Source organism: Chitinophaga sp. CF118 (assembly GCF_900112615.1).
Lineage (GTDB): Bacteria > Bacteroidota > Bacteroidia > Chitinophagales > Chitinophagaceae > Chitinophaga.
The window spans coordinates 846,789-873,349 of record NZ_FOMK01000003.1 but is presented as its reverse complement, the minus strand read 5'-3'; the positions used below and the strand labels follow the sequence as shown (position 1 = coordinate 873,349).

At 38.2% G+C, this 26,561-nt stretch carries 22 protein-coding genes; 9 read left to right on the top strand and 13 right to left on the bottom strand.

The genetic code is table 11. The features are described 5' to 3' along the window. Nucleotides 1-68: 68 nt before the first annotated feature. The 8 genes from BM176_RS15795 to BM176_RS15765 all read right to left on the bottom strand — a co-directional run bounded on the left by BM176_RS15795 (nucleotide 69) and on the right by BM176_RS15765 (nucleotide 11,125). Entirely contained in the window at nucleotides 69-662 is a 594-nt protein-coding gene (locus tag BM176_RS15795) for an inclusion body family protein (RefSeq protein WP_218162215.1), read from the bottom strand. Nucleotides 663-1,289: 627 nt separating this feature from the next. Continuing rightward, nucleotides 1,290-2,447 carry a glycosyltransferase family 4 protein gene (locus tag BM176_RS15790; RefSeq protein WP_090104654.1) on the bottom strand — a complete coding sequence of 386 codons (1,158 nt, stop codon included), beginning with the start codon at nucleotides 2,445-2,447 and terminating at the stop codon, nucleotides 1,290-1,292. Nucleotides 2,448-2,674: 227 nt separating this feature from the next. After that, nucleotides 2,675-3,610: a BT_3987 domain-containing protein gene (locus BM176_RS15785; RefSeq protein WP_177230421.1), complete on the bottom strand. Its 936-nt coding sequence runs from the start codon at nucleotides 3,608-3,610 to the stop codon at nucleotides 2,675-2,677. Between the two features lie 28 nt (nucleotides 3,611-3,638). Further along, on the bottom strand, nucleotides 3,639-5,060 hold the full coding sequence (locus BM176_RS15780; RefSeq protein WP_090104650.1) for a SusD/RagB family nutrient-binding outer membrane lipoprotein: 1,422 nt from the start codon (nucleotides 5,058-5,060) through the stop codon (nucleotides 3,639-3,641). A gap of 29 nt (nucleotides 5,061-5,089) precedes the next feature. Then, the gene (locus tag BM176_RS15775; protein ID WP_177230420.1) at nucleotides 5,090-8,308 is read right to left on the bottom strand and encodes a SusC/RagA family TonB-linked outer membrane protein; all 3,219 of its coding nucleotides are present in this window, start codon (nucleotides 8,306-8,308) and stop codon (nucleotides 5,090-5,092) included. 78 nt (nucleotides 8,309-8,386) lie between these two features. Then, nucleotides 8,387-8,521 (bottom strand): hypothetical protein, encoded by a 135-nt coding sequence (locus BM176_RS32940; protein WP_255373519.1) that lies wholly within the window; start codon nucleotides 8,519-8,521, stop codon nucleotides 8,387-8,389. Between the two features lie 912 nt (nucleotides 8,522-9,433). Beyond that, a complete protein-coding gene (locus BM176_RS15770) occupies nucleotides 9,434-10,399 on the bottom strand; it encodes a DUF5996 family protein (RefSeq protein WP_090104646.1) in 966 nt (321 codons plus the stop codon). A 12-nt stretch (nucleotides 10,400-10,411) separates the two neighbouring features. Then, nucleotides 10,412-11,125 carry a hypothetical protein gene (locus BM176_RS15765; RefSeq protein ID WP_090104644.1) on the bottom strand — a complete coding sequence of 238 codons (714 nt, stop codon included), beginning with the start codon at nucleotides 11,123-11,125 and terminating at the stop codon, nucleotides 10,412-10,414. 564 nt (nucleotides 11,126-11,689) lie between these two features. Here BM176_RS15765 and BM176_RS15760 point away from each other — a divergent pair. Continuing rightward, a complete protein-coding gene (locus tag BM176_RS15760) occupies nucleotides 11,690-12,103 on the top strand; it encodes a VOC family protein (RefSeq protein WP_090104642.1) in 414 nt (137 codons plus the stop codon). Between the two features lie 69 nt (nucleotides 12,104-12,172). Here the strand turns inward: BM176_RS15760 and BM176_RS15755 are convergent, their stop codons facing one another. The 4 genes from BM176_RS15755 to BM176_RS15740 form a co-directional block, all read right to left on the bottom strand. Continuing rightward, on the bottom strand, nucleotides 12,173-13,180 hold the full coding sequence (locus tag BM176_RS15755; RefSeq protein ID WP_090104640.1) for a hypothetical protein: 1,008 nt from the start codon (nucleotides 13,178-13,180) through the stop codon (nucleotides 12,173-12,175). Then, nucleotides 13,161-13,667 carry a P-loop nucleotide/nucleoside kinase family protein gene (locus tag BM176_RS15750; protein WP_090104638.1) on the bottom strand — a complete coding sequence of 169 codons (507 nt, stop codon included), beginning with the start codon at nucleotides 13,665-13,667 and terminating at the stop codon, nucleotides 13,161-13,163. Before BM176_RS15750 ends, BM176_RS15755 begins: the two co-directional genes overlap by 20 nt. A 30-nt stretch (nucleotides 13,668-13,697) precedes the next feature. Beyond that, nucleotides 13,698-13,979 (bottom strand): zinc ribbon domain-containing protein, encoded by a 282-nt coding sequence (locus BM176_RS15745; RefSeq protein ID WP_090104953.1) that lies wholly within the window; start codon nucleotides 13,977-13,979, stop codon nucleotides 13,698-13,700. A 99-nt stretch (nucleotides 13,980-14,078) separates the two neighbouring features. Further along, entirely contained in the window at nucleotides 14,079-14,540 is a 462-nt protein-coding gene (locus BM176_RS15740; RefSeq protein ID WP_090104635.1) for an Hsp20/alpha crystallin family protein, read from the bottom strand. Between the two features lie 945 nt (nucleotides 14,541-15,485). Between BM176_RS15740 and BM176_RS15730 the strand changes: the two genes are divergently transcribed. The 7 genes from BM176_RS15730 to BM176_RS15700 all read left to right on the top strand — a co-directional run bounded on the left by BM176_RS15730 (nucleotide 15,486) and on the right by BM176_RS15700 (nucleotide 23,909). After that, on the top strand, nucleotides 15,486-16,271 hold the full coding sequence (locus tag BM176_RS15730) for a hypothetical protein (RefSeq protein ID WP_143097827.1): 786 nt from the start codon (nucleotides 15,486-15,488) through the stop codon (nucleotides 16,269-16,271). 111 nt (nucleotides 16,272-16,382) lie between these two features. Further along, nucleotides 16,383-16,787, top strand: coding sequence for a DUF4267 domain-containing protein (locus BM176_RS15725; protein ID WP_090104628.1), 405 nt, complete (start codon nucleotides 16,383-16,385; stop codon nucleotides 16,785-16,787). 74 nt (nucleotides 16,788-16,861) lie between these two features. Further along, entirely contained in the window at nucleotides 16,862-17,704 is an 843-nt protein-coding gene (locus tag BM176_RS15720) for a universal stress protein (RefSeq protein WP_090104626.1), read from the top strand. 387 nt (nucleotides 17,705-18,091) lie between these two features. Further along, complete coding sequence (locus BM176_RS15715; RefSeq protein ID WP_090104624.1) at nucleotides 18,092-18,931, top strand: CheR family methyltransferase; 840 nt, start codon at nucleotides 18,092-18,094, stop codon at nucleotides 18,929-18,931. Further along, nucleotides 18,921-19,493 carry a chemotaxis protein CheB gene (locus BM176_RS15710; protein WP_090104622.1) on the top strand — a complete coding sequence of 191 codons (573 nt, stop codon included), beginning with the start codon at nucleotides 18,921-18,923 and terminating at the stop codon, nucleotides 19,491-19,493. The genes BM176_RS15715 and BM176_RS15710 overlap by 11 nt, the downstream gene beginning before the upstream one ends. A 23-nt stretch (nucleotides 19,494-19,516) precedes the next feature. Further along, the gene (locus BM176_RS15705; RefSeq protein ID WP_143097826.1) at nucleotides 19,517-22,762 is read left to right on the top strand and encodes a response regulator; all 3,246 of its coding nucleotides are present in this window, start codon (nucleotides 19,517-19,519) and stop codon (nucleotides 22,760-22,762) included. Nucleotides 22,763-22,793: 31 nt separating this feature from the next. Further along, nucleotides 22,794-23,909 carry a sensor histidine kinase gene (locus tag BM176_RS15700; protein ID WP_090104618.1) on the top strand — a complete coding sequence of 372 codons (1,116 nt, stop codon included), beginning with the start codon at nucleotides 22,794-22,796 and terminating at the stop codon, nucleotides 23,907-23,909. Nucleotides 23,910-23,988: 79 nt separating this feature from the next. Here BM176_RS15700 and BM176_RS15695 read toward each other — a convergent pair whose 3' ends face one another. Continuing rightward, nucleotides 23,989-25,464, bottom strand: coding sequence for a hypothetical protein (locus tag BM176_RS15695; RefSeq protein WP_218162214.1), 1,476 nt, complete (start codon nucleotides 25,462-25,464; stop codon nucleotides 23,989-23,991). A gap of 613 nt (nucleotides 25,465-26,077) precedes the next feature. Between BM176_RS15695 and BM176_RS15690 the strand changes: the two genes are divergently transcribed. Continuing rightward, the gene (locus BM176_RS15690) at nucleotides 26,078-26,548 is read left to right on the top strand and encodes a DinB family protein (RefSeq protein ID WP_090104614.1); all 471 of its coding nucleotides are present in this window, start codon (nucleotides 26,078-26,080) and stop codon (nucleotides 26,546-26,548) included. The last annotated feature ends 13 nt before the right edge of the window (nucleotides 26,549-26,561 follow it).

Here is a 26,561-nt window from a genome sequence, read left to right as displayed (position 1 = left end):
TCAAGCCTTCCGGCCTGAAGCTTAAAAAGTTTCGAACGTGGTTTATTATGTGAATTTTCTTATAAACCCTAAGACACTTTAATTCTTGGATCCCAATCAAAATAACCGTACAGGTTTTGAATTTGTCCATTTGCATCCAGTTCGTATAACCCAAACTGTACCTTGAACCCTTCTTCTCCTGAACCGCTAACTGTAGAGGTATAAGAATTGAAGCTAATTTGGGTATGTAATGCAGGAATACCATTTGGAGTACTGGTATCCGGTATTACAGCACCATTTCTTCTTACCTTATTAACTACAAAAGTGTTGAATACATCATCGCCTTCGTATTTTTTGATACCATATAGAATAACAGCATCATCAGAATTCGCATAAATAGATGTACCACGGAAAGAAACAGAATCCCCTGGATTAGCTCTGAAATATAAGTCGCCTGTTCCCTGGCCACTGAATATTTCACGGGCACCTGTGCAGATCATAAATTCACTGCTATGATCTATACCGTATGGATTGTTTGGGTCCAGATGAGGCGGTATATTATTCTTTACACAGTAGTCTTTGATATAATCCGTATTAATGACAACAAGAATGTCAATACTGACCATACTGGCCTTTAAGTCGGCCTCTTTTTTTGCTGCCGGACTGGTTCTTACGTCTGCCATAAAAATATAGTTTGATTGTTTTGTACCTACTCTGTTTTGGCTTTTCGGTATCCGCCATTATTAAATAAGAAATTATGATTCATAGTAACTGCACTACAATATGTAAGAATACATAGCATTGCATAGAAAAGAAGCTACAGATAGCATGAGTAATGCTATGCGTTTCAAATGTTCACTGTTCTTTCGTAATTTGAATATCAATAAGTAGTCTGTCAGATAGTGATGCCTTATCTGAAAATAATTTTACATTAACTTCCGTAAAATATTTGTTATTCTTCAGGCAGTATGCCTGACCTGTTCCCGCTATAACCTTGAGGGTAGTATAGCATTTTAATTCATGGTTATTTTAAAGCAAATTCAATAAACTTATAGTATTACTCTTAACAGGAAGTAACCTTACATTGTTCGGGAAATACAGGATTTATTTTTAAAGAAAGCTCAGCTATATTAAAGTCAATGTATTGCTTTAATATAGCTGAGCTTTCTTTAATTTGTTATTGTATTATTTACCCGACACTTAAAATATTTATACCCATTTTCTTAAAATATCTTAGTTGCTGTGGATCACAATTTGTGATTAGTGTATTTACCAGAGAAAGTATCAGAAGGCTTTTATTATTATTACATCTACCGGTTAGGTACATACTTATTATAAGAACTATCCAGGCCTTCATGAGTTTCGTACATAGAACTGAAGCCTTCCAGGAGCTTACACCAGTTAAAGTCGCGCAACAACATACGATGTGCATTTTTACTCATTTCCAGGTATTCTTCAGATGGAAGAAGCATAATATCAAGTAATGCCTGCCGTAGTTCCCATACATCATTATTGTTTATAACAATCCCGGCTCCATACCGCAACACTGGCTCTTTCAAATTGGTAGCGCAGCTGACCACAAGGGGAATACCCATAGAGGCCGCTTCCAGAGCAGACTCCATTGATATTCCGTTACGCGAAGGGTGTACAAATACTGTACATTTCAATAACAGCTCATACTTTTCCCTCCCATATTTTGCTCCCAGACAATGCACATGCTGATCCATATTCAGGTGGTGTATCATCCTTTTTAACCGGGGTAATTCTTTTCCGTCGCCAATGATCCACATTTCCGCATCCGGTTTCCGGTTTAGCACACCAGAGAAAGCACCCAGCAAAAGATCCAATCCATTAGGATGAATATCAATATCGCCACAATAACCTACAATAAACTTTCCAATATCCGTGGGCCTTGGAAGAAAAGGATCTTGTCCGGAGTTAAATCCATAATGCAGTAATGTTGGTTCTGCTCCAGGCAGGATACGTTTTAGCTCTTCCATCTCACTATTTCCAAGGCAATGAACCCTCATAGCATCCTTTAATAAACGCTTTTCAAAAAAGCGCAGGTACAAACGTTTAATACCACTATTCCTCTGCATAGCCAGTGTATTATAACTCCCATGCGGAGTGAACACAAAAGGCAGTCCTGCCTTGTGCAAAGCCCGGGTAATACGACTGAATACTGGAACAAATCCACCATGAATATGAAAAATAACAGCTTGTCCTTTTAGTTGAAGAATGGCCTTCCTCATTTTTGCGGGTAAATTAAAAGGCAACATGGATTGCTTAAACAGAACAGTCTTATAATTTCTCTCAGGATAATCATCTACCGGGTGGAAGGTGATTCCCCATAGCTCGGCATCCATCCGGAACTCCACCTGCTTGGTTAGTAATTCATTTACTACGCAGTTAACCCCATTCTTTTCTAATGGGTTAGCTTTTCCTAATATGATATGTACTATTTTCATAAGGTAGGAATTAAACTTCCTATCCTATTAGTACCATATAGATGCCATTGTCATAATACACTGTTTATTAACTAATTACAACAATAAACAGTCGAAAAAACTCTTCTTTCAGGAATATCTTCCAGATAATGGAATTTCCATAAGCAATAGAACGCCGTCCCACCTTTTGCGGGACGGCGTTCACTGTTCGATAGGGTTTCGGATAGTATATTATAATGGTTGGTTGGTTACTGTTTAGTAAGAATTTCCTCAATAACACGCCATCCGGTACCACCCAGATATCCATATCTCACATAAAAGGTTCCGGTAGCCGGATCGTATGTATTATTACATTGCGCGGAACTGGCCCATGCAGCTGTATAACCGGGATTAGCATTTGGCAATCCATCGGAGAACATGGTATATGGCGCGCCAGAGGCTCCTGCGGCGGCAGTGATTGTTAAAGCATTTGTAGCTTCATCTACCGTGATAAGCGCCGTATATCCTGAAGTACCCAGGTCACCTACCGCAACGGTTACACTATTTGGTCCTGCAGTTGTCACAGCTTTGTTAGCGCTGAGTGTACGCGGCGATGCCGGATGATACAGATATCCCGTAGCAGTATACGTACCGTCATATTTGTTCTTTACGCTCAGGAATACCATGATGGTATCAAGATCAGATAAAGTTGTGATACCGGTACCAGACACTGATAATGTGAAAGCCAGCGCATATTTATGGCTCACATCCCACTTTGAACCATCCAATGCGATAGAGAACTCTTTAGCAAAATCGCCGGAGCTGAATGTAAGATCATATCCTGTACTGTTTGCTACAAAAGCAGAGTTCTTCAGAGTAAACATACTATCTGGCAGTATTTCAAAGTCGGTACTGTTCTCTGAATTAAAGGAATCGATCAGAGCCGGCAGGCTGGTTAGCTTAACAACACTACTCGTTTTCAGACTTTGTGAACTATTAGGGTCTTTTCTTACGCTGAACAGATCTATTGTCTGAACCGTAGTAAAAGGCGTAAAATAAAGGGCGTTCTGTGGCGCTTCCAGGAACTTTATGAATGTGTCCCCTTCTGTTCCGAGATCTTTGACATTATCCTTCAGGCAGGATGTGAGCAATAAAGCGCTCAGGACAAAGACAGCAGTTATGTTAATATATTTATGTTTCATCATTTTCTTCATTTAGTGATAAATAAAAGGATTACTGATCCCACCATATTTTAGAATCCTGGGAATCCCCTCCGCTTAATCTGGCAGCAGCTGCTGTTACGTTAACACTATTGCTGCTATACTCAGTAGATGCATAAGTATATCTCCTGGGAATTTCTTTCGAAGTATTGGTAGCCGCCACAGCAGGAGTCAGCGCGGGATATCCGGTTCTTCTCCATTCAGCCCATCCTTCATTACCATTAGGGTAGGTAGCAATATATCTTTGAATAGCGATCTGTTGAAGATTGGCGCCAGTTCCCTGTGCTGCGCTGAAAGCAACGGCAGATTGTGTGAAATAGGAAGCTGCCGGAGCGCTCAGGCCCCATTGCGCGAAAGACAAATTGATACCATCCTGATACAATGTAAGAGCAGTTTCTGTAGTCCAGCCCCTGTCTGCCGCTTCTGCTCTGGCAAATGCTATCTGTGAGGCAGTCACCAACACAACCACACCACCCGCTGCAGGTCTGTAACTTTCGGCCAATATGCGGGCCCAGCCGGTATTGGCATTCGCCCATGTTTCTATATCCGAACGCTCCAATCCATAAGGTACTCCTGTGGTAGAGCTGCCATATGCATCCTGCCTGCTGTCATTAAGAGAGCCCAGTAAACTTACCATTGTTGCACTTTCGCCAACATCTTTACGGCCATCATACAAACTATACCAGGGGCTTTTATAGCCATCACCCGGATAGGTAAGAGAAAAATTCTCTGTATTTAAAGTAATATATCCGGCAGCATCTGCTAATGCAGCTTTAAACTGGGTAGCAGCATAATCTGAAGCAGCTGGATATTTTTTAGTGAGCCGTAAAGCCATCAGCATTCTTATAGAATTAGCCAGTTTTTTCCATGAAGCAACATCGCCGCTATAAATGATATCTCCTGTAATAAGGGAAGTACCGGCATCGAATTGTGCTATAGCGTCTGTGAGTTCCTGAATGCAGCCTTTGTAAATTTCCTCCTGGGTATCATATACCGGAGTACCGTTACCTTTCAGGGCTTCGCTATAAGGAAGGTCGCCCCATCTGTCTGTAAGATTCCAATAAATATAAGACTTCAGTATCCGGGCCACAGCATTCTCATTATTGCTGGTATTGGTAGTAATAATATTTTGCAGATCTTCCAGGTAGGAGGAATAATTGCCTGCAAAAGAAGCCTGTAAGCTGGAACTGGCGTAAAGCCCTGTACCGGGATATTGCGTTTCTGAAAAATACTGGCAGAAAAGCCCGCCCGAAGTGCTGGTAGCATAACTGCCACCAAGATTCTGTTCAACGTTTGTCAGCAAAGCGCCTACCAGCGGTGTGGTAGTAGATCCCGGGTCCACGTTTGTATTTCCGAAATCACTTAGTTTATTGCAGGACGCCACCATGATCACCAATGGCACTGCACTTATTATATTCTTTATATGTTGTCTCATGGATAATTAAGTTTTACGGTCAGCAATAATTAGAAGCTTACTTTCAGGTTAAGACCCAATCCCCGGGTGCCCGGCAATTGTCCCTTTTCACCACTTATATAACTAACCTCTGCAGGATCCAGATCTTTTGTTTGTGCATATAACAGCAGTGCATTTCTCACAACCAGTGAAAGTGTGGCAGTCCTGATGTATTTTTTGGTATTGCCTTTAAGAGGGATCTGATATCCCAGGGAAACTTCACGCAGTTTTATAAATGTAAGATCATATACATACTCATCAAAGGTTGAATGACTGTATAAACCATGATAATAATCCTGTGCACCTACGTACATGTCTTTGTCTTTTCCATCGGCATCAACACCTTTAACGTGTACGCCCCCACCCTGATTAATGGGATCACGAACAGATTTACCCTGGTCGTTCACAGCAGCAGTTCTGGCTGTAAGACCGGAATAGGAACCCCACATATCAGACAAGGAAAAGAACTTACCACCTGCCTGATAATCAATATTTATATTCAGCAGGAAGTTTTTATATTGAAAAGTATTCTGAACACCACCCGTAAATCTGGGTAATACACTTCCAAAATATTTGTATTCACTTGCATAACTACCATCATCATTCACTATAGGTTTACCATTTAGGCGCTTAATACCGCTACCATAAAGCTGGCCCCATTCCATACCTTCCGTATGCAGCACATAAGGCGTAGATGTGTTCCAGATAGTACTTACCGAATTAGTGGAAGTTACACCGGTTGCTATCTTTGCAACTTTGTTTTCCAACAGATAAGCCCAGGTGGCATTAACTTCCCACTTGAAGTTCTTTGTTGAAATAGGTCTGCCATTCAATGTGATGTCAATACCTTTTTTGGTTATTTTTCCTGTGTTAGTCAGTTTGGAAGTAAATCCGCTGGCTCCATTGATAGTAACGGAAGTAGGAATATCGTTCTCTGTACCATCCCAATAGGTAACAGAAGTTCCTACCCTGTTATTCAGGAATCTCAGCTCTAATCCAATTTCTTTCATTGTTTTAACAGAACCGTGGATACTTGAATCTACCAAAGCATCTGGCGTGTACATGCTGATGTTACCATTCCATTGGTAAGTACCGGGAGCATAAGTGAATCCTGGATAACGGTAAGCACCGAAGGTGGTGGTAGTAAGCCCCAAAGCCTGCGGTACCTCACCCCATGATGCGCGGAGTTTACCAAAACTTAAGAATGGTACTTTTACTAAATCACTGAATATAAAAGAGGCACCGATTGATTTTGACAATACGGAATTATTATCCGATGGCAGTGTGGAATACCAGTCTTTACGCAATGTAAAATCTGCAAACAGATAGTTTTTATATCCTACACTTCCCAATCCGTAGAGCGAGTTATATGCCTCCTGTGTTCTTCCATTGTAGGTATATGCCGTACCCTTTGAATTCGTGATGGAATAAAGGTTTGGAACAGTTAATCCATCAACGGTGCTGGCTAAATTTGTTTTAGACACATATTTGAAGAAGTCACTTCCCGCAGTTGCATCTACCTGGAACTGGCCTATCTTTTTAGTGTATGCAGCGGAGAATTCGACATTTCTTCTGTTTTCATAAGTATTACCGGTTGCATAAGAAGCCTTCACACCCGTTTGAGTAGCACTACTTTGCAGTGCAGATGAAACGATTGTTTCATACCAGGTATTGTTCTGTTGTTTGCGATAAGTACCTTTCAGTGTGAGATCATTAGTTGGTTTATAGGCTAATGATACATCGCCATACAACCGGTCATTTTGTGCTACGGGTTGTATCTGTTTAAAATAGTTGTAGAAGTTATACCAGTAGTTACCTCCCAGGAATGCAAGTTCATCAGCAGAAGAGGCATAAGTAGTAGGATCGTTATGGTTCCAGCTGGCATAAATTCCGGATGGTGTTTTAAGGTCCTGCAACTCTCTCATGATACCCATGTCCAGATCCCTGTGGAACCAGGAGTTAAAGGAGCCTGAGGATTGGTTAGCATAGCCCTGGTCAAACTGTCCCTTTGTATTAGTGTTGATATAATTGATACTGGCAGTAGCAACAAAGTGTTCGTTAAGATCCATTGTAGAGTTAAAGTTCAGCGTATTTTTCTGCTGACTGGAACTTGGAATCAGACCTTTTATAGAAATATTCCCATAAGAAAGGCGAAGGTTGATATCCTTGCTGGATTTTGAAACGCTTATTGAGTTGTTAAGAGTAGTACCTGTATTCCAGAAATCGCGGGTGTTATTGGGCTGAGGTGTGAGGGCAGCTGTTTTATATGAATATTTGGTTCCGCCATACCATGCATACCAGGGAATATATTCCTGTCCTGTCATACGTGGTCCCCAGCTGGCATCATCGGAATAGTTGTGATAATACTTTCCGTTAAGCGCCTGCCACTCTGTGGGTTGGCCTTCCTGCCATGTATATTTGATAAGATCGGCAGAGTTACCACCAGCATATGAGTTTTGGTAATGCGGCACTACATAAACTTTATCTACGGTAGCGCCTATATTTACATCAACACCAATTCCACCCTCTGCACGTTTGCTTTTTTTAGTGGTCATAACGATAGCACCGTTTGCACCCTGGCTCCCGAACTGCGCAGCAGCAGCAGGTCCCTGTAACACGGTAACGTTTTCGATATCGTCCATGTTTATATCATTAGGGCTAGGCAAAATGGTACCATCAACAACATAGAGAATGTCCTGATCACCTCCCAGGCCACTGGTACCACGAAGTCTTACAGTACCTGTAGTACCCAGCATAGCAGAAGACTGGCTCCTTACCTGTATACCCGCTACTTTACCTGCCAATGCATTGTTCAGGTCTGTTTGGCGGATAACGTTCAATTGTTCTCCACCAACATTCTGCGCGCTGTAGGAGGTACTTCTTGATGAACGCTTCATGTCGTACGCACCAGTTACAACAACTTCTTTTAATGCTTTATCATCTGTTAACAATACTGCTGATATATGATCAGTTGCTGTTACAGAGACTTCTTTTTTAGTATACCCGATTGCTGAAATAATCAGCACATCTCCTTCATTTGCTTTAATGTTAAAGGCCCCATCAGGATCTGATACTGTTCCGGTTGAGGTTCCTTTCAACTGGATAGTTGCAAATGGAACCGGGCTTCCACTTCCATCAGTAAGCTTTCCGGTGATTTTTTTTGTTTGCCCATAAGACATAGTGCTGACGAGCACCTGCAATGCGAACAGCAGTGAGGCGAATTGTTTCATGCATGTTGATTTTGATTGATAAATAGATTGCCCCATTCAGGCAATTACAATAGTTGGTTTATGATTTTTACGAAACGTTTATGATACATCCAACAGGGCAAAACATCCCCTTGTCATCTCCACAACAGTGATGACCTGTGATTTTACAATAGTATTGGCAGCGTTAAATACAAGGCAAAGGAAGTCCTGTCCGGTTTTGCCGGATGGATTCATTTGTTCACCGATAATAATACCATGCCTGCTGCAGGGAGTTCTTTGTAATCCGCTTGTATGCTGAATGTACCCTTATATGTCCATTGATCGTTTAATCAATTTGCATATAATCTTTCACGTTATATTTCATACTTACCTGAAGAACAGGGCATACGGAAGCCTTTCCCTTTTCAAGGGATGTGCGGACAGTTACTCTCATTTGTTACGTTTTGTTTAATGACAATAATTCATAGTTATACGAACGACTTACTAAAATTGGTTGACCATAAATATTATAATCTGAAAATATTTACAACTGTCTTGCTGCTTACGATGTGTATTTACATGCCGGTTAGATTTATCTGGCAAGTTGGTGTGCAGATCTGTTTGTTGTACCCCTAAAATTTACTCTAATGACATTTCATTTCTGTTCAAAGCACTATTCACTTAATGTTGTTCACTTATTCGGTATCTGCCGGATAAATAATTGCAGATAACACACGTTTACGATAACAATTTTTACATGAGATAACAAAGAAAATACAGCCATATTATAAGGGTAGTACATCTGTTCCTCTCCATGATTTAAACTTTTGGTTGACTAAAAACACAACTGTCAATTGTATTTACAATTACAGTTTGTTGGCATATTAATTTATCACAATAGTTATATGTCCTAATAGTTGGTTACATTCTCACATGCATACCAAATTTACATAATTAATCAATATCTTGATAAGAATGCCCTAATTTTATCAAGATAAATCTTTAAACCGGCTTTTTTTACCGATTATCCCGGCAAAAACACCTCTTGAAGTAGATTTTTTGTAGTTTTTCAACAAGGGTAACATTAATTCTGGCGGGGAAAAAGTAAAAGCCGGAGAAATCCCCGGCTTTTATATTAGTATGTCCCATAGCGGAACAAAATAGTTCTTAAGCCTCCTTGAAACATCCATATTCTATTTCAAACCGGGAAAGATCACATTCCAATGAGTGCCGATCCCAATGGCCGGTATTGGCAGCCGCTTCGTAGGTAGACTGCAGGAAGGCCAATATTATCACTTCCGGATTATCTGCCTGTTGTACTACTTCATAGGGTAGCAGGAACTCTCCCAATTGCTGGTTATAGTAAGCCTCAACAGGCTGTACGGGCTGTTCACCAAAAGCAGGAGTGGCCGGATAACAATAGGAATAAAAAGAAGCGTACGGATATTGTTCATTACCAGGCCAGAATCCGCAAGAGCTCACCTCTTTAGAATAAGCTTCCTGCATCACTTCAGCTGGCATATTAGGAGCTTCTCCCGGATGCGTGGGAGCATCTCTCCCGGAAAACCTTGTAACAGCCAGATCAAAGGCTCCCCAAAAGAAATGTACAGGGCTGCATTTGCCCGTAAAGCGGGCCCTGAAACTGGTAAATATGTTGTGGATCTTCACAAGTGCCTGCCAGTAATCTTCCATTTTATGACCATCATATGATTGATGGATCTGATCATCCTTGAAGGGAATAGCTACCTCCAATTCACTAGGCAATGTGGAAATGGTTACATCAATATCCAATAATTCTAATTTCTCAAATAACTCCTTATAAAAATCGGCTACCGTTCTGGGGCGCAGCTCCAGCACTTCTTTTTTACCTGTATTGGTAATAATTACCAGTTGATGGTGAATAAAATCAAAGTCTATTTGAAAAATACCATATTGATATGGGATACTTCCTGTGCTTAGTCCCAAAGGGCTAACATACAGGGTAACATGCCACGAATGGTTTAACCAGGGCATTTTCCGGAGCCGGATCTTTCCTACAATCTGCGTCCATAAATGAACAGTGGCCAATGTCTCTTTCCAATCATCATACTTTAGCACAGGCCATTGATTCAACTTTAAAGCGGTATTATGCATAACTAACTAAAATTAAAAATGCAATCTAAACTCCACCACCAAACCAGGACCAACTTTCCTATCTGTTATTCTGGAGTCAGGAATATGTTCACCATTGTTTGCATAAGCATTGGTAGTTTGCCGTAAAGAGGTTAAAAAAAGCTGTGCGCCAAAAGTCGCTCTTTCAGGTATTACCTCAAAAAAGGGGCCAGCACCGATAAACCCGCATAAGGCATTGCCCTTTATTCTGATATATTCTTCTGGTGAGCCCGCAGGAGAAATCATAGATTTTATGCCTATTGGCCCCATGTTAACTCCAATGATAGGTGCTAAAAAAAATGTTTTTGAAAGTGGGATCATATACTGTACAAGAGGTCCAACTAATAAACTTGTGCCCCGTGTATACACTCCATTTTTCTTTTTATCGGAAAGCGAAAGACCTCCGGTTACACTAAACCCGACAGATAACCTATCTATAATATGGTAGCCTCCTTTCATAGATAGTGATGCGGCAGCACCAATATATTGCCCCAATGGAGCAACAGAGCCTGTTAACCCTAACGAGCCACCAATCCAGTAATCACCTTTATTGATCCGGAGTGTGTAAGAGCGGCTTTTTTTTGTTTTGGAGCCCGGATTTATACTTTGCGCGGAACAGATTGAGACCGGATCCAGGGCCAGTATTGAAGTTAAGAGAAAAGCAATCAGTGTGATTTTGGTTGAGATCAGATTTTGTTTGTTTTTCATTGGAAATTATTGGATGGTTGTAAAAAAATCGGAACATTCCCCCTCCTTCTGTAAACATAGTCAGAAAAGGAACATGCAAAAGCAGTTGTTTTCACTAAATTTATCTTGTTACCAGGTGATGAGGGAATCTTTGCCGGATAAGGGATACGAAAGAATATAGTTTATTGAATGAGATTTTGGTTTCTTTATTTAACGCATTGTCCACAATATAAATATTTTTTCATCTATGATTACTGTCATTATTTTTCATTGTCCGTATCTGTTTTGACTGGTTTTTCCACAGCACCTTCTACTACTGTAACAACAAATCAAGTTGAAAAGTTGGGGGAAACAGGAAAAAAAAGAAGAAGCTTCAAAGTAGACAGAATTGGCGGGGCAACTGCACTCCTGCCCGCCGCAGCCGGGCATTTCTGAAATACTCATTTTCTTTAAACAAAAAACGACTTCGCCTGTTCTTTACTTACACCCGGCTTCATATACACTATTAATGCTAAGATTATTATTACTGACTCTATCCTCCTAATAAACATTTAATATTCATTCACCAAACCTCAAAATGAAAAAATGAAGACAGTAACATTAAATGCTTCTACGTCAAAGCTTGAAAAATTACTTGGACAAGAATACGGACTTGTTGTAAAAGTAGACGTAAGTAATTTGGAAAACAGTATAGAATGGTATACTGATAAATTGGGACTAATAGTAAATCCTAATTACCAAACCTCCACATGGACTCAACTAATTATTCCCGGAATTGTCAAGTCTGAAATAGGCTTAAATGTGAACGCCCAAAACGCAGGCTCTGGTGGAGAGAACACTACATTCGTTGTAAATGATATAATAGCCACCAAAAAAAAGTTAGAGTCTGAAGGAATTAAAGTAAGCTCAATTCAGAATGCAGGTGATGGTGTTTTGCTTGCTTACTTTTCAGATCCTGATGATAATTCATTAGGCTTACGCCAGAATACAATTCAATAAAACTTTCAATATCAAAACAAAAGAGCCGCTTCAAAGTAATCGAAGCGGCTTCTTTTGATTTATAGAATATCATAACATCTTCATATAGCTATCCATTAACCGGAGATATTTATGCACCTCAGCCAGAGGTAATTTTCCCTTTGCCTCATTATTAGCCTCCCGGAACCTGAGACTATTAATCTTTGCCCGGATATTGGCCCGGTAGGACTTATAATACATAAAAAGCCTACGGTCTTCTCCGGTTTTCATTACAGGGAAGAGTTGATTATAATAGTCAATAAATAAATCGGATAAATCCTGCCTTCCAAATGCATCCAGATCCATACATAAAAATGCGACTTCGTTCAGGACATCTATCAGGCGGTATTCATCATTAAATTCTATACAATCAAATGGCAGAGGCTCCGGCAATAAAAAAATATTCCCGGAATGCAGATCCCCATGACAATCCCTGTAAAAACCGGCTCTAAGTCTGGCGGCAAAAAGTTCTTTGTGTTCTTCAATAAATGTATCGGACGAAACAATAGCATGGTCAATGATTGCAAGACTATCCGAGCATAAATATCCATGTAAAAAATCGTTCTCTTTTTTCAGATCATTAAATTCATCGCGGATCTTTAAAACATCCATTTCATAAATGATACTGGTATTTTTGTGGAAGGCTACAATTTTTTCTGCAAGGCTCTTTATGTTTGAATGTGTTACGCTATCATTCAATAAGAGCACATCCATTTGCCTGTTTCTATCAAGTTTATGCATTCTTACAGCATAATCAATTATTTCTCCCCCATCATTACCGATACTATAGCAGCCACACATTTCACATACTGGCTGTACATCAATATACATATCACCAGTCAATCTTTTATTTAATTCAATTTCTTTTTCACAATAGTATTTCCGTTTTTCCAATGTAGCAAAGTCAAGAAAAGAATAACAGACCGGTTTTTTTATTTTAAACACAAAATTATCGCATACCAACACCCATGAAATATGTGTTTCAATCAAATCCGGCTGGCCGGTGTACTTCGGGAATATTCCATCAGAAAGCAATTTATTAATTTGTTCTTTGGTCATCTCTCAGTTTTAGGTAATCCACGGCACTATGTAACATGGCTTCTATATTATCATCCGTTGATAATAATATCAGATGTTTTATATTCAAAGGTTCCCATTGTTCTTTTATGATTTTGTACACCTCAAAATCAGCGTCGCTATCAGTTCTTTTTCGTTTTAATCTTTCCTCTATAACTGCCTCTCCCGCAATTATTTCAATAATAATCCCCCCTGCATTCATTGCCTCGTCCATGAATTTTTCCCGGAAATCTTTTCTATGAAAGGTTGCATCCAGTACCAGGTTATTATTTCGGCTCAGGCTCTGTCGCATTTGGATCAGCATTTCATCATAGACTAATAACTTCTCTTTATGTGAATATGTCCTGCTATCGAGTATGTTTTTTCTTATCTGGTCACTGCTTATGTACTTTGCATTTATCCGTGTTGCAAGCCGGGAAGCAAAGTAACTCTTACCCGCCCCAGGCAACCCCAATACAATAATGACCATAGAAATATTCCTTATATGGGCTTTATGCCCTTAAAGATTATGATTGATCGAATCACGTTTCTTCCATCTCTTCAGGTTGGGCAAGCTATCTACAGCCATCGTTATAATGTTTGAAGGCATATTCTTTTTCTCCATTTGCATCTTTACCAGTGTTTCCATCTGGCTCATGGACATATTAGGAGCTGTGAATGCGCCACCCTGGTAGCAATACTTGCAGTATTGGTCACTTTTTGATCCGTCTCTTTCAGTTCCGAGAATATCAATACTATCTAATGGCATACTGCAGCTCTGGCAAATTTTTTCCATATTCATAAAATGACAACTTTTATATTGATAAATAACTTCTTTTAATCTACTCAAAAAGATCCCTGCCGTTTGGTTCGGCAGGGAATAAAACATATAGTTGTATGTTCATTTAACATTAATATGCATGGAAGCCTGTTTCTTCGCATCTTCTGTTTTAGGCAAAACCAATCTGAGCACTCCATTCACATAAGTTGCATCAATTTTGTCTTTAATCACTCCTTCGGGTAAACTAAAACTTCTCGAAAAAGTAGAATAGCTGAATTCTCTCCTGGTGAACCTTTCGTCCCTTTCCTCTCTATTCTCTTCCATTTCAGAACTGATTGTCAGCATATTGCCTTCAATATCAATTGTAAAATCGTCCTTTTTCATGCCTGGGGCTGCCAGGGCAATTTCGTAGTGATTCTTATTATCTGTAATGTTCACAGCAGGCACGGTCAATAAATGCATATTACCTGGTAGGAATCTTCCACCACTATTGGTGTCCCACAATTGATCCCAAGGCTTGAAAAAATCATTAAAAATGGATGGGATCGTTTCTCCCTTTCGGGTTAATAGTTTGTTAGACATAAAAACCTCCTTTTGTTTTAAGTTGTGCAAAAAATCAGCAGGTTCAAATACATAATACTAAAGATATTTTTAAAGTAGTTTCTTTACGATGATTCTTATCACAAAGTTCCTTGATTACAATCATATTAAATCCACACTCACCCGTAATTTCCCCGATCTATAGTATTAATTTCCCATAGAACCTCCTCTATAATGTTACACTTATCAGGCCACAATTGTTCATTTTAAAAAATCTCTTTTGAAGACTTTTTAATTAATTGATTTATGAGTAACAACATGTATTGTGGGTATATTTATTTCAAGCGCACCCATCTTAGTAGTGATGAGGCAACTTAAAAGGCAGAAGTTCTATTTGAAGCAACTATTACGGGGAATTCAGGAACCTGTAATTATATTAGAGGAGTATACATGCTTATACAATACAGCCTGAATTTCTTTACACATCTCTTCACAAATAACAGGTCTTTGTAAGTTGTCTACTATTTTGATGCAAGCGTAAATGAAACGTAAATGCTGACCTCCGGCAATATAGGCAGGTGTATCTTGAAAGATTTTGTAATTCAATGGATCATACTCCGCATCAACGTCAATATTTGAAGGCATAAATTCGAACCAGGCGCTAGGTCCCGCGCATGGACATAAGCATGGACAAGGCATAATATATGATTAGTTTATTCTCATAGAATAAATTTCTACACATTTATTAGTATTTAGTTATGAATTGCCGACAGTAAAAATATGGGATTCAGATGCTTCTGACAGTTTCGTTTCATATTTAAAATTGTTTATGTTGAATCCGGTATTTTCCCATATCTTCAATTAAGAAATCAAAATAATCAGTTTCCTCTTACTCCGGATAACACCCAATCTTATTTATTCATTAACCCAGCCCCCAAAAGTATGACCTGGGTAGTATTTATTATTAACTATAAAACCTGTATGTACTTGAAAAAGCAAACTTTCATTATTGCTGTTGCCTGCTCCATTCTATTTCTCATTGCATGTAACAAATCAGATTATCTGGAGAACCCTTTTCAGAAGGAAAAAAATAAACAAAAGCCATTTTTAAAGGAAATAATACATGCAACACGCAATTATTCCTTCCATTATGACCATATGGGTTATATAGACTCTATAAGCGTTATAGATCTCCATCTAACGTATGTTTACCGCGTTGCACATCACGGTAAAAGAATTGACTCAGTAAGCCTGGTAGAAGACGCGGCCATAGTTTCAACAAACGGTAATATCAAATATGATAATATGGGCAGAATCACACAGTTTACTTATTATCCCCGGTATGATCCTTTAGTTTCGGTAAATGTAATTACACTTACTTATGATTATAACGGACAAATTAAAAAGATTGCATATAGCAGTAATGGAAGTACTCACTATGATACATTAACTTTTGACAATCATAGTAACCTTATCCGTTGGGCACAACCTCAAAACTTATCAACTTTCACCTACGCTACGGGATTGAACCCATTGTATTACATTGATGATCTCTATGTAATGTTTACAGAAGAAAAGAGTTTCTGGCAATACCTGTTCAGCCAGCATAACAGCATTACTAAGTACCTTCAGGATGGTGTCAATTACGAAACCACCAGTTATCAAAATTTGTATGACGGGCACCACCGGCTTATAAAGAAAACTATTAATACTGTTATTGCACCTGGTATAATACAACAGCCCGATAGCCTTGAATTCCGCTACCTTTATTAAGTTCATTAATGATGCGAATCCGGAAAAGATTGGCGGCTCAGGATTAATTAACCTGGGTTAACGAAAACGGATTGAGCACTTGTGATCTTTGCAATAACAAAATCATTCGTTATGCAAACATCAACAAATCAACAATGGGGCACCCGCTCAATATCCTTCTGGATGGTAGCAGTTATAGCTCTGGGTATTAGTTTTATTGGCATCCGTTACATGTTCCTTCCTCATCCAGCCTCAACTGGCTTTGGTATTCCGTTATCATATGACCATGCCGAATTGTACGGTGTAATTAAAGGTATTCGTGATCTGTTTTCAGGATTAGTCCTGAGTTATCTTTTATGGATAAGAAACCGGCAGATTACCCTGGTGGTATTTAGTCTGGCCATTTTAATCCCAATTATAGATGGAGTGACTATATACCTTGCTAATGGCAGCAGTGATATAGTTCACCTCTCTGTCCATTGGGGTACTGCTTTGTATGGAATCATTACCAGTATATTATTATTCGTAAGAAAATAATTGATGAGAGCAAGCCGGACCGTAATTCTGGCAGGAAATTGGTGGCATTCAATAGGAACAAAATATCTAATCGGATGAAATCCATGCTTATTCTAACTGACTTTTCGGAAGCGGCACTCCGTGCCGCAGAATATGCCTGTGAATTGGTAGATACTCTGCAGATAAGGCGGATTGTTTTATACCATGCCTATCAGACCGTTGTTGGTGGAACGGACTTGCCCATTGCAACAGCAATGAATGATCAGGAGATTTATCTGAAAAGTATGGAAGCATTAGGTATGATGCACGACCGGCTTAAATCCCTGGTTGGACAAACAGTAAAGATTGATATGCTGGCGGAGGATACTTCCTTTCTACCTGATCTGCTCAACCAGCTATGCAGGAAGGAAGCCATTGATCTGATTGTTATGGGAGTATCTGGCAAATCCGCACTTGAAAAATTATTTATGGGGAATGTTACAGCTCAAACGCTCAGATCAAGTGAATTCCCTGTATTAATAGTTCCCCAGGATACAATAATTGGAAGAGCTATTAAAGGTATTGTACTCACAACAGATCTTAAAGATTTTTCAACAATACCTGTTACTCTGCTATACCAATTCTTAGATGCCTTTCCCGCAGAAATTAATGTGGTAAATATAACGACTGAATCTGAAGAGAAATACTCGTTAGAAACAGAAGAATCCATTAAAGAGTTGCATAGTGTTCTGGAAAAATATCAACCAGCTTTTCATTATATCAAAGGAGAAGATATAGTACCCGATATCCTTTCTTTTACAGAACAGCACAAGGCATCGCTGATTATTACTGTTCCTAAAAAGCATGGTTTCCTGTCTACTATTTTCCACAAAAGCATTTCAAAAAAACTGGCCTATAATTCTCCTGTTCCCTTATTGTCTTTGCCAGCATTGCATTAAATAAATTTAGCGAGTACCTGTTCTGTAGCAGGTACTCCAAATGCCCTCTTCCTCATTCAGGCTGTACCCCAAAACCAAACGGGGCCACCCTTTCTTAATCTATTTAGTAAATAGAAAGGGGATATTCTAAATAATAGAGTTACCTTTCAAAGTGGAATACTTTAAATCGGTATCCGGCCGAATCAACATCCAGTCAACAGGCAGCCTGTTCAATGAATTCCAAACTAGCACATATAGTTATCCTAATAAACAATACTTAGTTATAAGTAGAATACTGCAAACTCATCCAGAGAAACATAAAGTAACCTATTTCTTCATAACCTACTCCAAATTTAAATCTGATACTATAGTCTGTAGAAACAAACAAGGCGAAAAAATTAACTCCAAATGATCTCTAAAGATATTTCGGAACTGGATATTTCATTATTACTTGAAGCTATTTTCCAGAAATATGGTTACGATTTCAGGCAATACTCTCAGGCCCATATCAGGCGTCGGATTATCAACAGAATGGTACTATCGGGATTAGAGGATATTTCGGACATACAATCTAATGTTTTGAATGATGAAGCATTTGCTTCCAAACTTTTTCAGGATCTATCTATAACGGTAACTGAGATGTTTCGTGATCCTTGCTTTTACAAATCATTAAGGGAAAATGTTATCCCTGTATTAAAAACCTATCCTTTTATAAAAATATGGCATGCAGGCTGCTCTACAGGAGAGGAAGCTTATTCTATGTCGATTCTTATGCAGGAAGAAGGTTTGTATAACAGAACTATAATTTATGCTACTGATTTTAATCAACACGCTTTGAACAAGGCAAAGGAAGGAATTTTTTCAAACAAAATGATGAAAGAATACACTGCCAATTATCAATTATCTGGAGGAAAAGAATCCTTTTCAAAATACTATACCTCCAATTATGATAGTGTGATCATGAATCAATCTCTGAAAAAAAACATTGTATGGGCCAATCATAATTTGGTTACTGATAGTGTTTTCGCTGAGATTCACATAATATTATGCAGAAATGTGCTAATCTATTTTAACAATGATTTGCAGAACAAAGTACAGAGCCTTTTCTATGAGAGCCTTATCAATGGAGGCATTTTATGTTTAGGATCAAAGGAAAGTTTATGCTTTTCAAATTTGAGTGAGGAATATAGTGAGATGGATAAAAACCAGAAAATATTTAAGAAAAAATACATAGAAAATGAATTATGAGGCAATTGTGATAGGCGTTTCCAGTGGGGGCTTGAATGCTTTGAAGTTCTTATTTTCATATTTGCCTGAAAATTTCAGGATACCGGTTATTATTGTACAACATATTAACCGTCATTCCGATAGCAATTGGATAAAAATTTTGAACAACTTAAACAGTATTCATATAAAAGAGGCGGATGAAAAAGAAACAATCGAGCCAGGAAAAGTTTATATCGCTCCACCTAATTATCATTTAATGATTGAAAATGACAGAACGTTTTCCCTAACGATAGATGAGTTAGTAAATTTTGCAAGGCCATCAATTGATGTACTGTTCGAGTCGGCTGCTGAAGTATACAATAATAAATTAATCGGAATTGTACTTACAGGATCTAATTCTGATGGAACAAAGGGACTTAAAAGAATAAAGAATCATGGAGGATTAACGATTGCACAGGACCCCGCTACGGCAGAATCACCCCAAATGCCTGCTTCAGCGATTGCCTCAATTCAGGTGGACCATATCTTATCTTTGGGTGGCATAAAGGATTTATTGATAAAAATAGCCGGTGATATTGATTAAACCTACAACTAAACCTATATATTTTGGAAAATCTATCCGACGAATTAGGTCTGGCATTACAACAAATGCAAGATAGTTTGAAAGGTATTTCTGAAGAACATTCAGAAAGGATCTGGTTGCAAACTGGTAAAAACATCCTGATCGAAAAATTAAGAGGAGATAAAACGCTGGTTGAAATATCAAAAGAAATTATTGACTTCCTGGCGGACTATTCTGTTGCTCAAATAGGAACTGTTTATGTATATGAAGAGACTGTTCTTAATTTACAATATGCTTATGGCATAAAAGGTAAGATTACCAATTCTTTTCAGTTAGGCGAAGGATTAGTTGGACAGGTAGCATTAGAGAAATCGTTAAGGATATACAACAAACTGCCTAAAAACTATTTTAAAATAGAATCTTCTTTAGGAACGGAAAAGCCCGATGCTATTGCTATATTACCTGCTATTTTTGATAATAAAATTATTGCGGTAATTGAATTAGGAAGGTTTGGAGACTTCTCTCCCATTCAATTAAAGTTATTAAACGAAATCGCCGAACCTGCTGCTGTTATCCTTAATTCAGCAATTTCCAGGAAAATGCTTGAAAAACTATTAACTAAACTGACATGGAAAGAACAGGAATTAAATAACCAGATAAATGCAATTAATAAAACAAATGCATTCATAGAATTTGATTTAAGTGGCACTATTTTAACCGCCAATGAAATTTTCCTTTCGCTAATAGGTTATTCTATAAATGAAATCGTTGGTAAGCATCATAGCATTTTTGTTGAAAAAGAATACGCCGCCACAAAAGAATATCGCCAATTCTGGGATGATTTAAAGAAGGGGGAATTTCAGGAAGGAGAATATAAGCGGATTCAAAAAAATGGAGAATCCATCTGGTTACTAGGTAGCTATAATCCGATCCTGGATGTAGCTGGCAAGCCATATAAAATATTGAAAATTGCAAGAGATGTTACACTCGTTAAAAATCAGGCAAAGCAATTGGCTAAACTAGCCACTGAGAAAGAAAAACGTTCGGCAGAGTTGGTTATGGCTAATAATGAACTTGCCACTCAGGCCGGAGTGCTTCAAATGCAACAGGAAGAGATGAAACAAATGAATGAAGAACTGGAAGAGCAGACACAAAACCTGAAGCAGCAACAGGAGGAACTGCAAATGACTAATGAAGAACTGGAAGAACAAACGCAATCGTTTGAAATGAAAAACAAAGAATTAGAAGGAGCGAGATATAATATAGAACAGAAAACAAAACAACTGGAAATAAGCAGCAGATATAAATCGGAATTTCTTGCTAACATGTCACATGAATTAAGGACGCCCCTTAATAGTTTATTGATACTTTCCAAAGACCTGTCAGAAAATAAAAGAAAAAACCTGGATATGGAACAGGTTCAGAGCGCAGAGATCATTTATAACAGTGGCCAGGACCTCCTGATACTCATCAACGAAGTACTTGATCTTTCCAAGATTGAAGCAGGAAAAATGTCAATAAATATCGAAAGGGTTTCTCTGAAAAATTTCGTGGATAATCTTTTGCATGAATTTAAACATCATGCGGAACAAAAAGGATTGTTGCTAAGCAGAAAAGTAGACAATAATTTGCCTGAATCAATCGCTACCGATTCCCAACGGTTGAACCAGATATTAAAAAACCTCTTATCCAATGCAATAAAATTCACCGAAAAAGGAAGTGTAAATATAAGTATCGGCCGATATACTGAAAGTTCGGTTATTATTTCTGTTACTGATACTGGTATTGGGATACATGAAGACAATCAAACGGCTATATTTGAGGCTTTTCATCAGGCAGATGGTGGCATTTCCAGAAAATATGGGGGTACAGGTCTTGGCCTTTCTATTTCACGCGAACTTGCAAAGTTATTAGGAGTTGAAATCAGATTGAAGAGTAAATTAAATGAAGGAACTACGTTTTCGCTTATAATCCCCATTGAATTGCAGCCCGAATACGGTACAGTCATAACAAATATATTACAGGAACCCGTTTTGCATAAATCCCGCACAGAAAGTAATACTGCTTATCTTAATTATCCTGCAGTAAATGATGACCGGGAAATAATAAACACGGATGATACAGTAGTACTTATTATAGAAGACGATCTGAAATTTGCTTCAATACTTTTGAAACAAGCCAATAAAAAAGGGTTCAAAGCTTTATCGGCAGCATCGGGAGAAGATGGATTAATCCTTGCAACAAAACACCTGCCTCAAGCCATTATCCTGGATCTCGACTTGCCTGGAATCAAAGGGGAACAGGTACTTTCAGAATTAAAAGAAAACCCCATACTGAGACATATTCCTGTACATGTTGTATCTGTTAACGAACGTTCGATGGATATAATCAGAGAAGGAGCAATTGAATATCTGGTGAAGCCTGTTAGTAAAAAGCAACTGGATGATACATTAAACAGAATCGAAAATTTCCTGAGCAGAAAAATGAAAAATCTGCTCATTATTGAAGACGATGAAAATTCCAGAAAAGCCATGCGCAAGGTTATTGGCAATGGAGATGTAAAATACTTCGAAGCCCGGGCTGGCAAAGAGGCTCTCACTATATTCCAGCAGCACCATATTGATTGTATTGTGCTGGATATTGGTTTGCCCGATATGAGCGGGATTGATCTTATCTATAAACTGGAGAGCCTGACAGGAAATAAAATCCCTCCTATTATTATTTATACAGGGAAAGAACTTACAAAAGAAGAAAACTCCGAACTGGAAAAATATGCAGCAAGCATTATTATAAAAGGGGTAAAATCCGAAGAGCGGTTATTGGATGAAACAGCTCTTTTCCTCCATAGGGCAATTAGTAGTATGCCTGAGGCTAAACAACTGGTTATTAATAATCTGTATGACAAAGAGGCTATATTCCATGCAAAGAAAATATTACTTGTAGATGATGATATGAGAAATGTATTTGCATTATCCAAAATACTAAGAGATCATGGGATGGAAATAATAAAATCAGAAAATGGGAAAATAGCTTTGGAGATGTTAAACATACATCCGGATATTGATTTGGTATTGATGGATATTATGATGCCTGAAATGGATGGTTACGAAGCTATGAAACAAATAAGGGTAAAACAAAAATTCAAAAATTTACCGGTTATAGCGCTTACAGCAAAAGCAATGAAAGATGATAAGCAAAAATGTATAAATGCAGGTGCCAACGATTACATCAATAAACCTGTTGATACAGAACGCCTGTTATCATTAATGCGGGTATGGTTAAGTAAATAGAATATTCCATGCAATAGTATATGCATTAACTATGAATCCAAAAACTAAAATATTAATAGTAGACGATAAACCAGAAAATCTATTTGCTTTAAGAATCGTTCTTAAAGACCTGGATGTTGACCTTGTTGAAGCAACAAGTGGTAATGATGCTTTAAAAGCTACCTTACGCCACGATTTTGCATTGGCCTTATTAGATATCCAAATGCCGAAAATGGATGGTTATGAACTGGCAGGTATATTGCGCGAAGAAGAAAAAACAAAAAATTTACCTTTTATATTTATTTCTGCAGTGTATACCGACAACCTGAATATCTTTAAAGGATATGAAAATGGCGCATTCAGCTTTATAACAAAACCTTTTCAGCCTGAGATGCTAATTAACAAAGTTAAATTTTTCATTGATAAGCATAAACAGGGAATCACCTTATTCGATTTAAATAAAAACCTTGAAATTAAAAACAAAGAACTGGATTTATTGAATAAAGATCTGGAATCTTTTTCTTATTCAGTATCCCACGATCTAAGAACCCCATTACGGGCTATAAGCGGATATTCAGCGATTCTTATGAAAGAATCATGTGCTAAATTGAATGTTGATGAAAACCGTATGCTCAATAAAATTTGGGAGAATGCCTTAAATATGAATAATCTTATTGATTGTTTGCTGGATTTTTCGCGGCTTGGGAGAAAAGGCGTAACTAAATCCAGTATTAACATGAATGAACTTGTTATGAAAGCGATAGAAGAATTTAAGGCTGAATTAGTAACCAAAAAAATATCCTGGAATATCCGGGAAATACTTCCTGTTAAAGGTAATAAAGAATTACTAACTCAGGTATATATAAACCTGATATCAAACGCTATTAAATATTCTGCTAAAAAAGATGAACCAATAATTGAGATTGGCTGCCAGGTAGGTGATAAAGAAATATCTTATTATGTAAAAGATAATGGGGCCGGTTTTGATATGGATTATAAAGATAAACTCTTTGGAGTATTCCAACGTTTACACTTACCCGGTGACTTTGAAGGCATTGGTATAGGATTAGCGATTGTAAAACGCATTATTGAACAACATAGTGGCCGGGTTTGGGCGGAAGGTGAAACAGGTAAAGGAGCCACGTTTTATTTTTCCCTTCCAGCTTAAAATTGCCATTACGAACCTATGAAAACCTGTTAATATGTAATAGCTACTTTTATGAACTTTTCAGCTAAAACCTGTTGCTTTAAGCTCCCTTTATATCTGCAAGATTTAAAGAAATAACATTCATTTGCGGTATCAGTCGAAATACAGCTCCGTTAGCCGGTTTTGAAAATGAGCCTTTCATTGCTTGCAATTTATAATTCATCCCATCAAAGCTGCAATCAATTTGTTTCAGGCCAATTTGGTTAAATGGCAGTTTGGCATCAGATGCTGTATTCAGGTCCAGATACCAGTTACAAGGCTTATTACTAACCAATTTAATGTTAACGGTATTCTCATTCAAATCTATTTCCAGCGTACCACTTACCGAAGTTAGCGGCCATGATATATGAACAGAGCTTACACCATTCTGAGTAAACTTCGGATCTTTACCTTGCAATAAAACTTCCTTCCCGTCTATTAATGCTTTCAAACGCAATCCTGCAATCTGGTCTGGCTTGCTCCATATATATCCGTCCACAACAGGAAGGGTGAAAAATGTACATTCATTGGATGTAGCCACCTGGGTAGTATAAACGTCCGGATAATCTTCATTAAATAAATGAATGTCGCGAATGCGCAGGTTACCATTTTCCCACAGCATATTAATTCTGTAAAACCGGCTGTTAAACCAGATTGTTTTAAGGGTACTCCCTTCCAGATCTTTAGTGACTGAAAAAGAAGTAGACGGTGTTACCTTATAGTTTTTTTTGAACCAGAGGCCCGACTGCTCCATTGTTTCAACACGGAGTTTTCCTTCTGTTCTTAGTTTTGCTATTAGCGGCATCTGAATTTCAAATCCTTTAGCCATTGCATCCCAGGTAAAGGAGTTCTCCTGCCCTGCCTGAGTATAATTGAAACCCAATGACTCATCGTCAGTAAAACTTTTAAAGAACCAGTTGACCCAGGTGGCATCTCCCCCGCCAAATTCATAAACCGGTTCAAGGGTAACTACCCCTTGCCTATTTGTACCCAATCCATTATCATATTGCCTGATAGGGTCGCTTCCAAGCATTCTGAAAATGGGAACAGGTATTTGGTTCTTCTCATTTTGCGCGGGCATATATGAGTTTATTTTGCTCGGATAATATGCCTGGTTCCAATATCCTCCCCATAACGTATAACCATCTGTTCCATACTGATCCTTACAATTACTTGATACCACTATATGGTATTTCTCATACATGTAATTCAAGCTGTGTGCGTCTATAAACCAGGACCCTATCGATTTAGGATAATAACCAAAAATCTTTTTAAAGTCTGCCATATAAACATCAATCAGTTTTTCCCGTTCCTCAGGCGTATAACCTGTCGAAAATCCAATATTGGCTCTCCAGTCCCAAGGGTAACGGCCACGCCATTTAAGGCCAGCCTTTTCAACCAACGGCTGTGGTATTTCCCACCATCCGCCAATCTCAAATGATGCTTTGGGCAACCCCGCTAAAAGTTTCTGATATCGGGGATCTATTAAAGCATCATATTGCAATAAAAATGTTCCTGGAAGATTATATTTCTTCATTATCTCAACCTGCTTTACAACAGTCTGATATAGTACATCCTCAGTAATTTTTGGATCTCTTGGCTCTAGTAAACGAATAAAGTTCACTATGTTCACAATTTTAGGACCGTCTTTGGGTCTTTGGGGAGGATAGTAAGCAAATGAAGAGAGTAAGTATATGAATGACACGCTAGTCATCATAAAAACCAATAACCTTATATTTTTATTCATTTTACTTTTGTATATAATTGAAACTATTGTACTTTTTTTTATTGTTTATTGAATCTCCATCCGCCTTAAATCGGACCAGTGTCCGCATATAGAACACACCATGAACGCACCTTGAACATATCTTGAACAGCTATTTGTGTTCAAAGATTGTCCAAGGTATGTTCAAGGTGCGTTCTATGTGTGTTCCAACTATAGACTCACTATTAACTCTCTCCGAAGGCACTACAATAACTCTTCTGAAGTTACAATTTTACGCTCTAAAAATATAGCAAATCAGCAACATTTAGTAGTATTCTAATATCGTTTCAGGGATCGAAACAGTTTTGAATTAAAATGCACGATTGTATGTAAATTGAGATAACTTTTGGCATAAATACCCCCATTCCCCTAAAATATTCTAATTATGGAAATTACGGCTCTGATAGCTCAACACCTGATCGATGTTCATATGGGAAATAACTGGACAGAAGTCGATCTTTCAGGTGCACTAAGTGATGTTACAGTGGAGGAAGCTACAACAATCACTAATGCTTCCCCCAATACGATCGCAGCAATTCTTCATCACATAACATACTGGAATCGCAGGATGGTAGGAAGAATAAATGGTGAGGATTTTCCCGAATCTACTGTTAATGGTTTCGATGTACCGCAGTTGCATTCACTGGAAGACTGGCAACAGCTTAAAGACGACAATCTTGCATCTGCGCAAGGGTTGGCTACTGCCATCCGTGGTTTTGATAAAGATAAACTCGAAGTCCCTATCTTGCCAGGTTATTCTACCGCTTATAAAAATTTACAAGGTAGTGTAGAGCATGTACACTATCATCTTGGGCAAATTGTAATTATTAAACAGTTATTGCGGCATGGAAAATAGATCAAAACAAAAT

Bases quoted from the DNA above. Each gene is read 5' to 3' on its own strand.
- BM176_RS15785 (WP_177230421.1), bottom strand. From the start codon at position 3,610: ATGATGAAACATAAATATATTAACATAACTGCTGTCTTTGTCCTGAGC.
- BM176_RS15760 (WP_090104642.1), top strand. From the start codon at position 11,690: ATGAAGACAGTAACATTAAATGCTTCTACGTCAAAGCTTGAAAAATTA.
- BM176_RS15755 (WP_090104640.1), bottom strand. From the start codon at position 13,180: ATGACCAAAGAACAAATTAATAAATTGCTTTCTGATGGAATATTCCCG.
- BM176_RS32940 (WP_255373519.1), bottom strand. From the start codon at position 8,521: ATGAATCCATCCGGCAAAACCGGACAGGACTTCCTTTGCCTTGTATTT.
- BM176_RS15780 (WP_090104650.1), bottom strand. From the start codon at position 5,060: ATGAGACAACATATAAAGAATATAATAAGTGCAGTGCCATTGGTGATC.
- BM176_RS15700 (WP_090104618.1), top strand. From the start codon at position 22,794: ATGAATCCAAAAACTAAAATATTAATAGTAGACGATAAACCAGAAAAT.
- BM176_RS15715 (WP_090104624.1), top strand. From the start codon at position 18,092: ATGATCTCTAAAGATATTTCGGAACTGGATATTTCATTATTACTTGAA.
- BM176_RS15725 (WP_090104628.1), top strand. From the start codon at position 16,383: ATGCAAACATCAACAAATCAACAATGGGGCACCCGCTCAATATCCTTC.
- BM176_RS15765 (WP_090104644.1), bottom strand. From the start codon at position 11,125: ATGAAAAACAAACAAAATCTGATCTCAACCAAAATCACACTGATTGCT.
- BM176_RS15710 (WP_090104622.1), top strand. From the start codon at position 18,921: ATGAATTATGAGGCAATTGTGATAGGCGTTTCCAGTGGGGGCTTGAAT.
- BM176_RS15740 (WP_090104635.1), bottom strand. From the start codon at position 14,540: ATGTCTAACAAACTATTAACCCGAAAGGGAGAAACGATCCCATCCATT.
- BM176_RS15720 (WP_090104626.1), top strand. From the start codon at position 16,862: ATGAAATCCATGCTTATTCTAACTGACTTTTCGGAAGCGGCACTCCGT.
- BM176_RS15690 (WP_090104614.1), top strand. From the start codon at position 26,078: ATGGAAATTACGGCTCTGATAGCTCAACACCTGATCGATGTTCATATG.
- BM176_RS15750 (WP_090104638.1), bottom strand. From the start codon at position 13,667: ATGGTCATTATTGTATTGGGGTTGCCTGGGGCGGGTAAGAGTTACTTT.
- BM176_RS15795 (WP_218162215.1), bottom strand. From the start codon at position 662: ATGGCAGACGTAAGAACCAGTCCGGCAGCAAAAAAAGAGGCCGACTTA.
- BM176_RS15790 (WP_090104654.1), bottom strand. From the start codon at position 2,447: ATGAAAATAGTACATATCATATTAGGAAAAGCTAACCCATTAGAAAAG.
- BM176_RS15775 (WP_177230420.1), bottom strand. From the start codon at position 8,308: ATGAAACAATTCGCCTCACTGCTGTTCGCATTGCAGGTGCTCGTCAGC.
- BM176_RS15745 (WP_090104953.1), bottom strand. From the start codon at position 13,979: ATGAATATGGAAAAAATTTGCCAGAGCTGCAGTATGCCATTAGATAGT.
- BM176_RS15695 (WP_218162214.1), bottom strand. From the start codon at position 25,464: ATGAAGAAATATAATCTTCCAGGAACATTTTTATTGCAATATGATGCT.
- BM176_RS15770 (WP_090104646.1), bottom strand. From the start codon at position 10,399: ATGCATAATACCGCTTTAAAGTTGAATCAATGGCCTGTGCTAAAGTAT.